Below are 15015 nucleotides of genomic sequence, written 5' to 3'. Positions count from 1 at the left end.
CATTCATTCAACTCACAGGAATCCAATCAGATCATGAGCGAAGAAAACCAGGCCGGCGCAGCCGGCGCTCAGCCAACCAACGAACCACGCGAGGCCCAGTTGGCCGTTCAGCACGTCTACCTCAAGGACGCCTCTTTCGAGGCGCCGTCGGTACTCGAGCTCGACCAGAATGCCGGGCAGCCCGACATCAACGTCAATCTGTCACAACGCGCCGAAAACATCGGTGATAACCGCTGGCAGGTGGTGCTGGGCGTGACTGTGACTGCCGCCCAGGGCGACAAGACGGCGTTTCTGTGCGAAGTCCAGTACGGCGGCATTTTTCAGATGGCCGGTTTCAGCGATCAGCAGATTCCCTATGTCATTAACGTGCTGTGCCCCAACGTGCTGTTCCCGTACAACCGCAATCAGGTGGCTTCGATGGTCACCGCCGGCGGGTTTTACATGCCACCGCTGCAGCCGGTCAACTTCGAGACCATCTTCCGTCAGCGTCTGGAAGAAGCGCGGCAGCAGGGTGAGCAGGGCGACAGTGCCGGCGAGACACCGCCTCAGCCGTCAAGCCACTAGAACGCCCGATGGTCCGACCGGTCGCGGTTCTGGGTGCCGGCTCCTGGGGCACGGCACTGGCCATGCAGCTCAGCCGCCTCGGGCATGACGTACGCCTGTGGGCGCGCGACCCCGGCCATGCCGAGCACATGCAGCGCGAGCGCTGCAACTCACGCTACCTGCCGGACCACCCGTTAGCCGACACTATCGCCTGCGGCGCCGACCTCGGCGCCGCGATCGACGGTGCCGGCCGCGTGCTGGTGGCAACACCCAGCCATGCCTTTGCCTCGATCGTCGACCAGCTGGTCGACCGTCTCGACCCTCAGATTGGCCTGGCCTGGGCCAGCAAGGGCTTCGAGCCCGGCACCGGGCGATTGCTGCACGAAGTCGCCAGCGAGCGTCTGGGTCCCAACATGCCGCTGGCTCTGGTCACGGGTCCGTCGTTTGCGCGCGAGGTGGCCGCCGGTCTGCCCACCGCAGTGACAGTAGCGGCCTCGACCCCGGAATTCGGCCATGCCTGGGCAGAGCTGCTGCACGGGGCCAGTTTCCGTGCCTACTACACCGCTGACCTGGTCGGCGCCGAGCTGGGTGGCGCGATCAAGAACGTGCTGGCCATTGCCTGTGGCATGGCAGACGGCATGGCGCTGGGACACAACACGCGCGCTGCCCTGATCACCCGCGGACTGGCCGAAATGATGCGCCTGGGCCAGGCCCTCGGTGCTGATCCCAGAACCCTGATGGGTCTGGCCGGGATCGGCGACCTGGTGCTGACCTGTACCGGCGATCAGTCGCGCAATCGTAGACTGGGTCTGGCGCTGGGGCAGGGCCAGTCGGCGGAAGAAGCCGTGGCCGAAATCGGTCAGGTGGTTGAAGGCATCAAGACCGCTGAGGAGGTTATGCGCCTGGCCGGCCGGGTCGATGTCGAGATGCCGATCGCCGAGCAGGTTCACGGCATTCTCTTCCGCGGCTGGAACGCCCGCAAAGGGGTTCAGGTCCTGATGGAGCGCGACCTCAAGCGCGAAACCGAATAGGCGCTTCGCCGTCCGGCCGCTTTCACCCCAATCGTCGATTTCAACGCTTGAATTGCCGTCCGCAAAGTCGTATCGTATTCGCTGTTGGCACAAGATATTGTGTCCATGAGCGCAGTTTGACACAATAAGTTGTGGAAAACCGCTTTTAATCCTGTGCATAACAAGCACAAGCAGACCATAATCAAGAGGTTGCGGCATGAGCGTTTCGGCAGAAGCATTGACCGCGGCGCTTCCGGAGATCGCCTTCCAGGAAGCATCGCTGGATATCTGGGACAAGAAGTATCGCCTCAAGTCGAAATCGGGGGAAATCGTCGACCAGGACATTGATGGCACGTTCAAGCGGGTGGCACGTGCGCTGGCCGAGGTCGAAGAGGGCAGTGAAAACCGGCAGCACTGGTATCGGGAGTTCCTGTGGGCGCTCCGGCGCGGCGCCATTCCGGCCGGACGCATTACCTCCAATGCCGGCGCCAGGGAGCACAAGCCGGCAACCTCGACCATCAACTGCACCGTCTCGGGCACCATCCAGGATTCAATGAACGACATCCTGGGCAAGGTCCATGAAGCTGGCCTCACGCTCAAGGCCGGCTGCGGCATCGGCTACGAGTTCTCGACGCTCAGGCCAAAAGGCGCTTATGTGTCGGGGGCGGGCGCCTATACCTCCGGCCCGATGTCGTTCATGGACATCTACGACAAGATGTGTTTTACGGTTTCGTCCGCCGGCGGGCGGCGCGGGGCGCAGATGGCCACTTTCGATGTCTCGCACCCCGACGTGATGGACTTTATTCGCGCCAAGCGCGAGAACGGTGTGCTCAGGCAGTTCAACTGCTCGCTTTTGATCACCGATGACTTTGTCCAGGCCGTCGTCGATGACGCCGACTGGCCGCTCGTGTTCCCGGTGCTCGACAGCGAGGCCGAGGACATTGACCTGGACGATCCCGAACTGGTGCTGTGGCGCGAATGGCCGACCACCGCAGGCTACATCAGCAACGAAGAGGGGCTGGTGGCCTGCAAGATTTACCACAAGGTGCCGGCGAAGCGCCTATGGAACATGATCATGACCTCGACCTACGACTACGCCGAACCGGGCTTCGTGCTGGTCGACCGCATCAACGAGGACAACAACAACTGGTGGTGCGAAAACATCCGCGCGACCAACCCGTGCGTGACCGCCGATACACGCCTGGCGACCCAGTACGGCATGGTGCCGATTGGCGAGCTCTACGAGAACGGGCTGCCGCTGGAGGTCACCGTGGATCGGCGAGCCCTGGGCCGGAACGAGCGCGGCACCGAAGCGCGTCCGGCCAAGCCGGCTTTCATGACCGCCAGCGAGGCCGATGTCTACAAAGTGGTCACGGCCGACGGTTATGAGATCAAGGCTACCGAGTGGCATGATTTCTACACCAATCGCGGCAAGATCAAGCTGCGCGACCTGCGGCCCGATGACGAAATCCTGGTCCAGTCCGGCACCGGCCAGTTCGGCAGCGAGGGCAGCAAGGATCTGGGCTCGCTGCTGGGCCTGATTACCGGCGACGGGCACTTCACCAATCGTGGCCGCGACCAGGAAGCGGTGGTCATCAATTTCTGGAACGACGAATGCGCGCTCTCGGAGCGGGTCTCGGCGTTCGTCAATCAACTGATTGAAAACGTCTCCGAACGTCCGCGCAGCTATCAGGTCTCTCCGGTCGCCGTGCCGGAGCGCAATCACCAGTTTATTCGCTCGGTTTTGCTTGCGCGGGTACTGCAGCACTACGGCTTCACCCGTGAAAGCAAACTCAAGGTGCCGGAAGTGATCTGGCGCGGCACCCGCGAGTGCGTCACTGAGTACCTGCGGGCGCTTTTCCAGGCCGACGGAACCGTCAATATTTCCAGCAAGAGCCAGAGTTGCTCCATCCGTCTGGCGTCGAGCCGGCGCAGCCTATTGCAGGACATCCAGATGCTGCTGGCCAACTTCGGCATATTCTGCCGCATTCGCAAGCGTCGTTCGGCTGGCGAGCGCATGCTGCCCGACGGAAAGGGCGGGCAGAAAGCCTATCAGTGCCAGGCGGACCACGAACTGATCATTGACGGCGAGTCGCGCGAGACGTTCATGCAGGAAATCGGATTCCTGATGGACTACAAGAACGACAAGTATCGTGAGTGGGTCTCCGACAAAGTGCTTCGCAAGACCCAGCGCTTTACCACACGCATCGAAGACATTTGCTTCCACGGCCGCGAGGCGGTGTTCGATACGACGCAGGACGATCACAACACCGTTGTATTCAATGGCCTGGTGACCGGGCAATGCGGCGAACAGCCACTGCCACCCTACGGCGCCTGCCTGCTCGGTTCGGTCAACCTCACGCGCTTCGTCGAGGAGCCGTTCACCGACAACGCGCGCTTCAACTGGGACGAGTACCGCCGCACGGTGCAGATCTTCACGCGCATGCTCGACAACGTCGTCGAGATCAACGGCCTGCCGCTCGACCGGCAGCGCAAGGAAATCATGTACAAGCGTCGCCACGGCATGGGCTTTCTGGGCCTGGGTTCAGCGCTGACGATGATGCGCATGCGCTACGGCCAGCCCGACTCGCTCGAGTTCACCGAGCGCGTGGCACGTGAAATGGCCGTGGCCGGCTGGGAAACCGCGCTCGAGCTGGCCGAGGAGAAGGGCCCGGCCCCAATCATGAGCGACCTGTTCGAGGTGACCCCTGAGATGCTGCGCAAGCGACCGGAGATGAAAAGCGATGGCTACAAGGTCGGTGACCAGGTGCCCGGCCGCATCCTGCACGCGCGCTACAGCCGCTACATGCAGAAGGTAGCCGAAGTCGCCCCGGAACTGGTCGGCCGACTGGCAGAGCAGGGGGCGCGTTTCACTCACCACACCTCGATCGCACCGACGGGCACGATCTCGCTGTCGCTGGCCAACAACGCCTCGAACGGCATCGAACCAAGCTTCGCCCATCACTACAACCGCAACGTGATCCGGGAAGGGCGCAAGAGCAAGGAGAAGGTGAGCGTCTACTCCTACGAGCTGCTGGCCTACCGCACGCTGGTCAACCCGTCGGCCATGCCGTACTCGGACAATGAAGACGAGCAGCTGCCGGATTATTTCCTGACGGCCGAAACCATCACACCAAAGGAGCATGTCGGCATCCAGGCGGCGGCGCAGAAATGGATCGACTCGTCGATTTCCAAGACCGCAAACGTTCCAACCGATTATCCCTACGAGGATTTCAAGGACATCTATCTGTTCGCCTGGGAGCAGGGGCTGAAGGGATGCACCACTTTCCGCTTCAACCCGCAGGCTTTCCAGGGCGTGCTGGTCACAGACAAGGACCTGGAGTCGACCACTTATGTGTTTGAGCTCGAGGACGGCTCGACGGTCGAGGTGAAGGGCCACGAGGAGATCGAATACGACGGTGAAGTGCACACCGCCGCAAACCTCTTCGATGCCCTGAAAGAAGGCTATTACGGCAAATTCTGATGTGACTTCGCGAGACGTCCGCATGCTGCGTTCCGATACCGATCGATCATCCTCACGACCACACAAGGTCGCTGCGGTGATCGATCGGCATCGCGCCTTGCCTGCGAACGTCTCGCTGTGTCACATCCCTTCGGTGAACGCAGAACAAGACTGCGGGAATTAGTGAATTAGAAGACAACAATGCGGGAGCATTGAGATGACCATCAGGATCAACAAGAAAATCGTGAACTACGAAGTGCGCGAAGAGAAGCGGCAAGCGACCGAATCGGCACGCGAGGACAATCCGCGTGAGAAAAAGGCCGACATCATTCGCATGCATGAGAAGCTCGAGCGGCCCGAAGGCATGGAGTGCCTGGAAGGCGCCACCTACAAGATCCGCACGCCGCTCGACGATCATGCCCTGTACGTCACCATCAACGACATCGTGCTCAATCCCGGCACCGAGCACGAACAGCGCCGACCCTTCGAGATCTTCATCAACTCGAAGAACATGGACCACTTCCAGTGGATCGTCGCACTGACGCGCGTGATGTCGGCCGTATTCCGCAAGGGCGGCGACGTCACTTTCCTGGCCGAGGAACTGCAGGCCGTATTCGATCCCAAGGGCGGCTACTTCAAGCCCGGCGGACGCTTCGTGCCGTCGATCGTCGCCGACATCGGCGCCGTGGTCGAACACCACCTCAAGCGCATCGGCATGATCGAGCCCGACGAGCTGAGCGAGCAGCAGCAGCTCATACTCGAGCAGAAACGCGCCGAAGCCGAGGCACGCGACCAACAGGACAATCCGCCAGAAAAAAAAACGATAGCTGAGGCCGGGCAGGTCAGCGAGACGTCCTATCCGGAATCCGCAATCCTGTGTTTCAAGTGCAACACCAAGGCCATGGTGCTACTCGACGGCTGCCAGACCTGCCTGGCCTGCGGCTACTCAAAGTGCGGGTGACGGATCCACGCTGTCGGGCCAGGCGCCTTCAATCCGTCAGGACACCACCGTAACCAGGCCCGGCGCGTGCGCTGCGACCTTGTTGCTGACGCTGCCCATGATCAGGGACTTGATGCGCGAGAGTCCGCGCCGCCCGATGACCAGGTGAGTTCCCGAATTCTGCTGCATGAACTCGATGATCTGTTCGGCGGGCTCGCCGACCAGGAGATGGCGTTCGGCGATCCGCCCGCTATCGCCGATGATGCGATCCGCCTCGTCAAAAATCTCCTGCGCCGTGCTGCTTTTCAGACGCTCGAACCCCTGGTTCGTGGTTTCCTCATCGATGCCGGCCAACGCGGCCGAAAACGCCTGTCGGTGCGGAAACACGTAGAGGACCTCGAGTGCTCGTCCCATGGCCTGCGCCAGGTCTGCGCCGACCCGCAGTGCGCGGAAACCGCTGTCGGAACCGTCCAGTGCGACCACCAGCCGACGATGTTGATCCGTGGCTGAATGCGCCATGATTGCCTCCTCGTTGCGAATGGGCTTCGTGTCGGGAGACAGCCTGCCACAATCAGGCAAGCCGGGATTGATGCCGATCAGTTTACCTGGACCTGCGAGGCAGGCCCGGACTATGAGTCATGGGTCAGCTCGTGCGACGCCGACGCAGGCCCAGATAACCGAGCAGCAACAGTCCTCCGGCCAGGATCAGGCTGACGGTCCGGTTCATGACCGGCACGGGTATGGCCGGAGGCGGCGGTGCTGCTGGCTCAATTCCGACGCCCTGAAGCTCGACGGATGAATCACCGCCCAGGGAGTCGGAGCTGATATTGACCGTCTGCCCAGCCGGTCCTGCTGCAGCCGGTTCGAAGCGGAAGGTCAGGGTGCACGATGCGGAAGGCGTCAGCACGGTCGGCCCGCCGTTCAGGCACAGTCCGCCGCCGGCAACCACCGCAAAAGGCGGCGCCACATCGGTGCCCGTGATTTCCAGATCGGCATCGCCGACATTGGACAGCTCGACCGAACCCTCGTTGCTGTCGCCCAGATCGACGTCCCCGAAATCGACGCCGCCGGGAACAATCGACAGCTCCGGCGCAATGCCGACACCCGTCACGTCGACCAGGGCTGGTGAATCCGGTGCGTTGCTGGGAATGGACACCATCGTGTCGAACTGACCGCGCCCGAGAGGCTGAAAAGTGATATCCAGGGTGCAGTCCGCCTGGGGCGGCAAGAGCTGATTCGAGCAGTTGTCGTTGATGATTCCGAACACGCCGCCGCGCGTCGAGTTCAGCGAGATGGTCCCGATCGACAGATCGGCCGTACCGGTGCTGGTCAGTGTCAGTTGTGCGGTCTCATCAACCCCGACCAGGGTGCCGGCGAAGTCGATCGAGTTCGTCGACAGCGAAACATCCGGCTCCGGCGGTGGCGGCACGAACTCGAACGCACCGATGTCAATGCTGCTGCCAACGACTCGAGCGAAGCCCGGACCACGCTGATCATAGTCGGGCGGATCCGTGATCGCGGGATTACCGGCGTCGATTGCCGGAGAACCACTGATCAAGGCATGCGTCTGGGTATAGGGTGAGCCGTTGAAGTCCAGTGGCGCGAGAAGCGGGTCGGCATTCAGCACATTGCCCGTCCCGGCATAAGACAGCCCGCTGTCGTCACCGACCAGGCTGTAATCCATGCCAATCGGACCGCCGCCGGCCCGCACATCGGCCACACCGTTCTCTGCCTGGTTGTTCGCAACGATGACATGCGACAGTGCGGCAGCGCCAGTCGCGAGAATGCCTCCCGCGTAGTTGGAAGGCCCACCTTGACCCGTAGGGTTCGCTGCGACCTGCGAGTTGAAGGCCACGGTGGTGTAGAGCAGGGTTGCATCATCCATGTGAACGCCGCCGGCCTGTCCGCCAACATTGCCGCTAATGGTCGTATTGAACAATTCGGAATTGCCACCCAGGCCCCGCGGGGCCTCGCTACCGGCCGCATACTGACCACCGGGCTCGATCAGGACGCCGCCGGCAATCGCGCCTTCGTTATCACTGATTTCGGAGTACTTGATGTCACATTGCGCATAGCCCATGCAGTGCAGGCCGCCGGCCTGAGCAGCCGAGTTGCCGCTGATCGTCGAGGCCATAGTACCGAACAGGCTGCCGTTGCTGCTGTAGACGCCACCGCCGCTGTTGGTGTTGATCACCGTGTTGAAGGCAACGGCATATCCACCGCCGTTGACCAGTCCCCCGCCGAAATAGGGCGCGCTGTTGCCGTTGACCGAAGCCCCGACCAGGTAGACAGCACCCTGGAATATGCTGATGCCGCCGCCGGCACCGCTGAAAGGAAAGCCGCGTTCCTCGGCCTGAACCTGGTTGCCGTCAACGGCGGTATAGGACAGCTGCAGGCTTTCCGGCTGATAGTAGCCGCGCTCACGGTCAAAGCCCCGGCTTTCGGGAGCAGGCGCAGAAGCTCGTCCACCCGGATTGGCAAACAGCACGCCGCCGCCCGAAACCGTCGCGGTGTTGTCGACGATCTGGCTGCCATAGATTTCTCCGGAGCCGTAGACGACACCAACCCCGCCGCCGTAATCTGCCTGGTTCTGCCCGATCGTGCTGTCCTGAACCACGAGGTAATTGGGTCCGGTATAGGAAATGCCATTCTGCTGGGGACCGTAGCCGGGGTTGCTCACCGCTCCGATGCCACCTCCCATCGGGGCGGAATTGCCACTGATCGTGCTGCTGTCGACGACCAGATTGGGCTCCGGCTCCGGCTGCTGGCCCCGAATCCGTGGGGCTTGTCCGCCTGGATTGGCCAGCAGCTCGGCCAGCTTGGGTCCTTGCTGATAGTAGGATCCCGCTCCGATGCCGCCGCCTATCAAGTTGGCCTGATTGCCCGAAATCGTGCTTTGTGTGACGATCAAGTTCGCGCCATCTGCACCGCCACCCCCGCGGCCAGCCGCGGCAATAACAGGGCCGTAGGAGTAGGGTGGCAGCACCTGCAAACCACCGCCGACTTCAGCGGAGTTCCCCGTCACCAGGGTATCGTAGACCACCGCTTCGCCCCTGGTGACCGCGATGCCGCCGCCATGATAGGCTGCCGTGTTGTTGGTCAAAGCGCAGCTGTTGACCTGCAGCTGGCCCCCGAAGACCTCGATACCGCCGCCGAAGTCGCTTGCGCTGTTACCGGTAATGATGCAGTTATCCAGTACAAGGGAGGCGCCATCAGTCACATAGGCGCCGGCGCCGAAACTCGCAGAGCCACCGGTCAGCGTCACCCCGCCCAGACTGACCTGGGCATAGCCATATGCATGAAACACTCGGCTGGCGCCATTGGCATCAATGGTCAGATCCGAAGCGCCGGGACCAACGATCGAAACGTCATTGGTTGCGACCAGCGACCCCGAAGTCAGCGCAAGGCTGCCGGTCAGGCCCGAGCCGAACAGGATCTGATCGCTGTTGCCGTCACCGGCAACGCAGCCGTCGACAGCGATTTGCTGATTGACCGATTCCAGCGCGGCACGCAGGGAACACTCGGTCGGGTCGCCGGGATCGGCCAGGGTATCGACCGTAATGACCGCCGCCGACGTGGTGCCGGCAACCAGAGAGGTGGTAATCGCCACGGCGAGACGTGACGGGACAAGATACTTCGACGACATATGAGCGCGCTCCCTTGTAAGATCAACTCGTCACCACCGGTCAAAAGCGTGACGAACCTCACATCCTGCCCAATGTTCGGCGTTTTCTTGGTCCATGTCAAGAACAAGCCTGTCAACAAGCCCGCTAGCTGACGCTTAATCATCGTTAACTTTACATAATATACATTATGCGAACTACTGTCCGAGTAACCCAAGGCCCGAACAGGCGCTCAACTACCCCTCACCGGAACACGCGGCTGCAATCAATCCGGCCGCCTCATCGATATTGACACGTACCATCGACGGGTCGGTCGCCAGGTAATCCAGAGCCTCGGTCGCCCGTTGCCGAAATGCTTGTGCCCCCAGCAAGCCAGCCCGCGCGAGTAATTCGATATCCGACCTGTCGTGGTCCTGCAACCGGCCGGTCTTGGTGACAGCCAGGTCCAGGGGGCTCAAAAGGTACAAGCGCACTCGACCGTTCTCACTCGCGAACAGGAACTCGGCGTCCTGGAAGCAGTCGGGATGGTGCAAGCCGATATCGATGGTATAGCTGCCATCGAGTGCCAACATGCGTTCATTGCCTTCGTGGTCTTTGTAGGAAACCACCGGCAGATCGTCCAGAATCAGGGAACGGCCGAAATGAATGTCGGCATCCTCTGAATACCTGGCCGCCTCGGCCGCCTGACCACCAGCCTTTTTAAGATGCAGGTATATCGCCACGCCCCCGGCAAGAAACGCGTCAATTGAGTGATCGGCGCGAACCTGCGCCGATACTCGCTCGACCAGCACATGCAGGGCCTGCTGCAGGCTGCTCTCCATCAGACTCGCCCTGTCAATGCAAGCTGGCGAAACCGGCGAATATCCGCACCCTTGGTCAATCCCCACTTGCACGCCAGGTCATCCATGGTTTCACTACGAACTCGCTCACCGGCGCGCAGTGGCGCGGACTCCAGGTGGTCTGTCAGCCTTTCACGCAAACGATCGGCTTCTTCCAGCAATCGCTCCCGCTGTGACTTGAAGCGCGGCCCGCCAAGATGCGCAATGAGTTCGAGCAAGTACCCGGCGCGTTGGAGCACCAGCGAGCGCGAAGATTTCGGGGTGCGCGGCAACTCTCCGCGCTTGATCTGTTCCAGAACCGCCCTTAAATCCGCCTCCAGCTCGCGCTGGTCCCGATAGGCCAGGGGCTGTCGGATCAGTCGCTGCCAGGGATCAGGCCGCCCTTCCCTGCCAGCGAGTTTCAACTCAAGCAGTTCCAGTGCCATGTCCGGGACCTGGTTTGCGCCACTCAACCAACGATCGATCGTCGAATTGCTGTAACCTCCGGCCGAATTTAATGGCTTGCCCAGCAATTCAGCCACATCGCGCCGACGCAATCCGTAGCGCAGCATCAGGTCTTCCAGTTGTGCAGTACGATCCATATCTGCATTGTACGCACAAGATGCGTAGATGAGCAATCGTGGATACTTTCTCAGGATTGGCTTTCGGCAACCCCGTCCAGGCCAACAGCTCGCGTCGGATAAGTGAGCAGATAAAGCAACACCAGAATGCCGGCCACTGGCGCCAGGCTGATCAATTGCCACCAGGGACTGAAGCCCGCGTCACGCAGGCGCCGCGTGCAGGCAGCGATCCACGGCAGCAGAACCACGATGGAGGCCAACTGCATCGGCAGCGCGCCCAGATACTCGGACAGGATCTGCGCCAGTCCCAGGAACATCACCACGGCAAGCGCAAACCACCAGAATGCCCCGCGCGGCGTGACGCCGGTGAAATCCAGGCCACGAATCACGCCTTCGTGCATGGCCTTCAGCGCGGGTTCGCTCGGCCCGGGCTCGCTTGCCAGCAGGCGTTCGGCCGGCACCTCGAAAACCGCGCAAAGCGCTCGCAGGGACTCCTGGGAGATCTTCGCACCCGATTCCAGGCGCTGGATCGTGCGCAGGTTCAAGCCACTCAGAGTCGCCAGTTGCTCCTGCGACCACTGCCGGGCAACGCGCAATTCTCGAAGTCGAACGGGATCGACATGCATGGGTATTCCTCATCGTGGGCATCAGGCCGGCCATTATCGGGCCGAACGATGGAAAACCGCTACGGCAAAGGCCCGGCAGGCACCCGACACGGACCCGACTTCACGACACCCAAGCTCATGAACTCAGGTTAGACTGACTGCAATGCTCACACTCAAGCGTAAACCAGCATCTTCCAGCCGCTTCTCCGATTTTATTCGAAACGCGTCTGCGCGCGAAAAGAAAAAGGTTTATGAACAGGTACTTAAGCGCGCATCGGAGCGTCAGCGCCGACTCCTGGAAGAGACCAACAAGGGTTCAAAGGGCTAAATCGCGGTCGGAGAGACACCACCAAGCGCCCTCCACTTCTCAGCGTCTGCCCGTCGTAGTCCCAAACTCACCCCCTGTCGTCCCGGACAGCGCAACGCGCTGATCCGGGACCTCACAAGGGTCGGCGAGCAATGCGCCGATGCTGTGCAGACAGAATCAACATACAAGGTCCCGGCTCACGGGCCGGGACGACAACCTCAGATTTCCCCACCCACCCCGATGCTGGTAGTCTTTACCGCAGCACCGAGGGGAACCGACACCACCACGCATGAACGACTCGCACCAGACACCGGAACAACGCGCCCGTAATCGAATCGACCGCCTGCTGCGCGATGCCGGCTGGCAGGTGCAGGACATGGCCGATTTCAACCGCCACGCAGCCCTGGGCGTGGCGGTACGCGAATTCCAGCTTCCCTCCGGCCCCTGCGACTACCTGCTGTGGGTCGACGGCAAGGCCGCCGGCGTCGTCGAGGCCAAGAAGGCCGGGGTGACCCTGAGCGGCGTGGCCGGCCAGTCGGACCGGTACATGGCCACCCTGCCCGACCACCTGGCGCGCTGGGACGAGCAACTGCGTTTCGACTACGAGACCACCGCCAATGAGACCTTCTTCCGCGACACCCGCGACCCGAAGGCGCGCTCGCGCCGCGTCTTCGCCTTTCACCGCCCCGAGACCCTGCACGCGTGGCTGAAAACACCCGACACATTGCGGGAGCGCCTGAGCGCCCTGCCCCCGCTGATCGACAAAGGCCTGCGCGACTGCCAGATCGATGCGATCCAGGGCCTGGAGAAGTCCCTGGCGGCCGACCAGCCGCGCTCGCTGATCCAGATGGCCACCGGTGCCGGCAAGACCTTTACCGCCTGCACCTTCTCCTGGCGGCTGATCAAGCACGCCGGGGCCAAACGCATCCTGTTCCTGGTCGACCGCAACAATCTCGGCGACCAGACCCTGAAGGAATTCCGGGAGTTCGATCCGCCCGGCGCGGCCAACCGATTCACCGACACCTACATCGTCCAGCACCTCAAGTCCAACCGCATCGACGACGACGCCAAGGTGGTCATCACCACCATCCAGCGCCTGTATTCCATGCTCAAGGGCGAGGAGCTGGACAGCGAGGCCGAGGAGATCTCCGGTTTCGAGACCTGGGGACTGGAAGACGGCGAGATCCGGCCGCTGAACTACAACCCCGACATCCCGATCGAGACCTTCGATTTCATCGTCACCGACGAGTGCCACCGTTCCATCTACGGTCTGTGGCGCCAGGTGCTGGAATACTTCGACGCCCACATCATCGGCCTGACCGCCACGCCGTCCAAGCACACCCTGGGCTTCTTCAACCAGAACATCGTCGCCGAGTACGACTACCCGAAATCCGTGGTCGACGGCGTCAACGTCGGCTACGAGATCTACCGCATTCGAACCCGGGTGACCGAGGAAGGCGGCAATATCGAAGTCGAGGACACGGGCTTCCAGGTGCCCGTCCGGGACAAGCGCACCCGCGCCATCCGCTACCGGGAGCTCGACGCCGACCTGGAGTACACCGCCAAGGAGCTCGACCGCTCCGTGGTCAACCCGAACCAGATCCGCGCGGTGCTGCAGACCTACCGCGACCGGGTCTTCACCGAGCTGTTCCCCGACCGCAGCGGCGAATGGCTGCCCAAGACCCTGATCTTCGCCAAGGACGACAACCACGCCGAGGAAATCGTCCACGCCGTGCGCGAGGTCTTCGGCGAGGGCAACGACTTCGCCAGGAAGATCACCTACCGCAACACCGGCGAGAGCCCGCGCGAACTGATCAAGTCCTTTCAGAACGACGCCGCCTTCCGGGTCGCCGTCAGCGTCGACATGATCGCCACCGGCACCGACATCAAGCCGGTCGAGGTGCTGATCTTCATGCGCGACGTCAAGTCCGAGGGCTACTACGAGCAGATGAAAGGCCGCGGCGTGCGCACCATCCCCGACGCCGACCTGCAGATGGTCACCCCGGACGCGCGCACCAAGACCCGCTTCGTGCTGATCGACGCCGTCGGCGTGACCGAGACCAAGAAGAACGCCTCCCAGCCACTGGAGCGCAAGAAGGGCATCGCCTTCGACAAGCTCATCGACCAGATCGCCCAGGGCAGGCGCGACGAAGACGCCGTCTCCAGCCTGGCCGGCCGAATCGCCGCCCTCGACCGCAAACTCGACAACGAGGACCGCGCCCGCATCGCCAAACAGACCGGCGGCCAGAAACCCCGCGACCTGGCCAACGCCCTGCTCGAAGCCGTCGACCCCGACAAGCAGCAGCAGGCCATCGAAGCCGAACACGGCGCCGCCGCCACCCCGGAACAGGAAGCCGAGGTCGTCGGCCGCCTGCTCGACACCGCCTGCGCCCCGTTCGACGAGCCAGAAATCCGCGAACTGCTCAAGACCATCAAGCACAAGAACGACCTGGTCATCGACGAGCTAACCACCGACGAGGTCCGCGAAGCCCAGTTCGACAAGGGCCAGGCCGAACAGCGCATCCAGTCGTTCAAGGACTTCATCGAAGCCAACAAGGACGAACTTACCGCCCTGCAGATCCTCTACAACCAGCCCGCCGGCCGCCACCGGCTAAGCTACGCCGCCATCAAGGAACTGGCCCAGGCCATGACCGACAAGCCCTACTACCTGACCACCGCCGACGTCTGGCAGGCCTACAAGCGCCTGAATGCGGCAAAGGTCAAGGGCGCCCCGGTCGACAACCAGCTCACCGAGATCGTCTCCCTGGTCCGCTTCGCGCTGGGTTACGACGAAGTACTGGAGCCCTACTCCGCCAGGGTCGAACAACGCTTCAACCTGTGGATCGGCCGCGAAAAGAAAGCCGGCCGCGAGTACACCCCGGAACAGATGGAATGGCTGAAAACCATCGCCGGCTACATCGCCGCCAACGCCGAAATCACCCCACGCGACTTCATCGAGATCCCCAGCCTGTCCGACAAGGGCGGCATCGTCCAGGCACAGCAGGTCTTCGGCAAGCAGCGCCTGAACGAAATGCTGGACGAACTGCAGGGCGCGCTGGTCGCCTGAATGCATTCAGTGATGCTAAAATGAATGCGTTGAAGGCGACCAAGCGCGCCACCTTGGA

The 15015-nt window shown here is 62.2% G+C and carries 10 protein-coding genes; 5 read left to right on the top strand and 5 right to left on the bottom strand.

Going from position 1 to position 15015, the window contains the following annotated elements:
* Positions 1–33 precede the first annotated feature (33 nt).
* The 4 genes from secB to HND55_08495 all read left to right on the top strand — a co-directional run bounded on the left by secB (position 34) and on the right by HND55_08495 (position 5977).
* Entirely contained in the window at positions 34–564 is a 531-nt protein-coding gene (gene secB / locus HND55_08510) for a protein-export chaperone SecB (GenBank protein ID QKK02684.1), read from the top strand.
* An 8-nt stretch (positions 565–572) separates the two neighbouring features.
* A complete protein-coding gene (locus HND55_08505; protein ID QKK02683.1) occupies positions 573–1574 on the top strand; it encodes an NAD(P)-dependent glycerol-3-phosphate dehydrogenase in 1002 nt (333 codons plus the stop codon).
* 196 nt (positions 1575–1770) lie between these two features.
* The gene (locus HND55_08500; GenBank protein ID QKK02682.1) at positions 1771–5037 is read left to right on the top strand and encodes a ribonucleoside-diphosphate reductase; all 3267 of its coding nucleotides are present in this window, start codon (positions 1771–1773) and stop codon (positions 5035–5037) included.
* Between the two features lie 196 nt (positions 5038–5233).
* Positions 5234–5977 carry an NrdJb gene (locus HND55_08495; protein ID QKK02681.1) on the top strand — a complete coding sequence of 248 codons (744 nt, stop codon included), beginning with the start codon at positions 5234–5236 and terminating at the stop codon, positions 5975–5977.
* Positions 5978–6013: 36 nt separating this feature from the next.
* Here HND55_08495 and HND55_08490 read toward each other — a convergent pair whose 3' ends face one another.
* The 5 genes from HND55_08490 to HND55_08470 form a co-directional block, all read right to left on the bottom strand.
* The gene (locus HND55_08490; GenBank protein QKK02680.1) at positions 6014–6475 is read right to left on the bottom strand and encodes a universal stress protein; all 462 of its coding nucleotides are present in this window, start codon (positions 6473–6475) and stop codon (positions 6014–6016) included.
* Positions 6476–6599: 124 nt separating this feature from the next.
* On the bottom strand, positions 6600–9602 hold the full coding sequence (locus HND55_08485) for a choice-of-anchor D domain-containing protein (protein ID QKK02679.1): 3003 nt from the start codon (positions 9600–9602) through the stop codon (positions 6600–6602).
* A 213-nt stretch (positions 9603–9815) separates the two neighbouring features.
* On the bottom strand, positions 9816–10400 hold the full coding sequence (locus HND55_08480) for a hypothetical protein (protein ID QKK02678.1): 585 nt from the start codon (positions 10398–10400) through the stop codon (positions 9816–9818).
* Entirely contained in the window at positions 10400–11035 is a 636-nt protein-coding gene (locus tag HND55_08475; protein QKK02677.1) for a hypothetical protein, read from the bottom strand. Before HND55_08475 ends, HND55_08480 begins: the two co-directional genes overlap by 1 nt.
* A gap of 14 nt (positions 11036–11049) precedes the next feature.
* The gene (locus HND55_08470; GenBank protein QKK02676.1) at positions 11050–11604 is read right to left on the bottom strand and encodes a DUF805 domain-containing protein; all 555 of its coding nucleotides are present in this window, start codon (positions 11602–11604) and stop codon (positions 11050–11052) included.
* A gap of 575 nt (positions 11605–12179) precedes the next feature.
* Between HND55_08470 and HND55_08465 the strand changes: the two genes are divergently transcribed.
* Positions 12180–14957 (top strand): DEAD/DEAH box helicase family protein, encoded by a 2778-nt coding sequence (locus HND55_08465; GenBank protein ID QKK02675.1) that lies wholly within the window; start codon positions 12180–12182, stop codon positions 14955–14957.
* Positions 14958–15015 lie beyond the last annotated feature (58 nt).

This window comes from Pseudomonadota bacterium, assembly GCA_013285445.1.
GTDB lineage: Bacteria > Pseudomonadota > Gammaproteobacteria > Xanthomonadales > Wenzhouxiangellaceae > Wenzhouxiangella.
The sequence above is the reverse complement of the archived record's forward strand: the minus strand, read 5'-3'. Positions and strand labels throughout refer to the sequence as shown.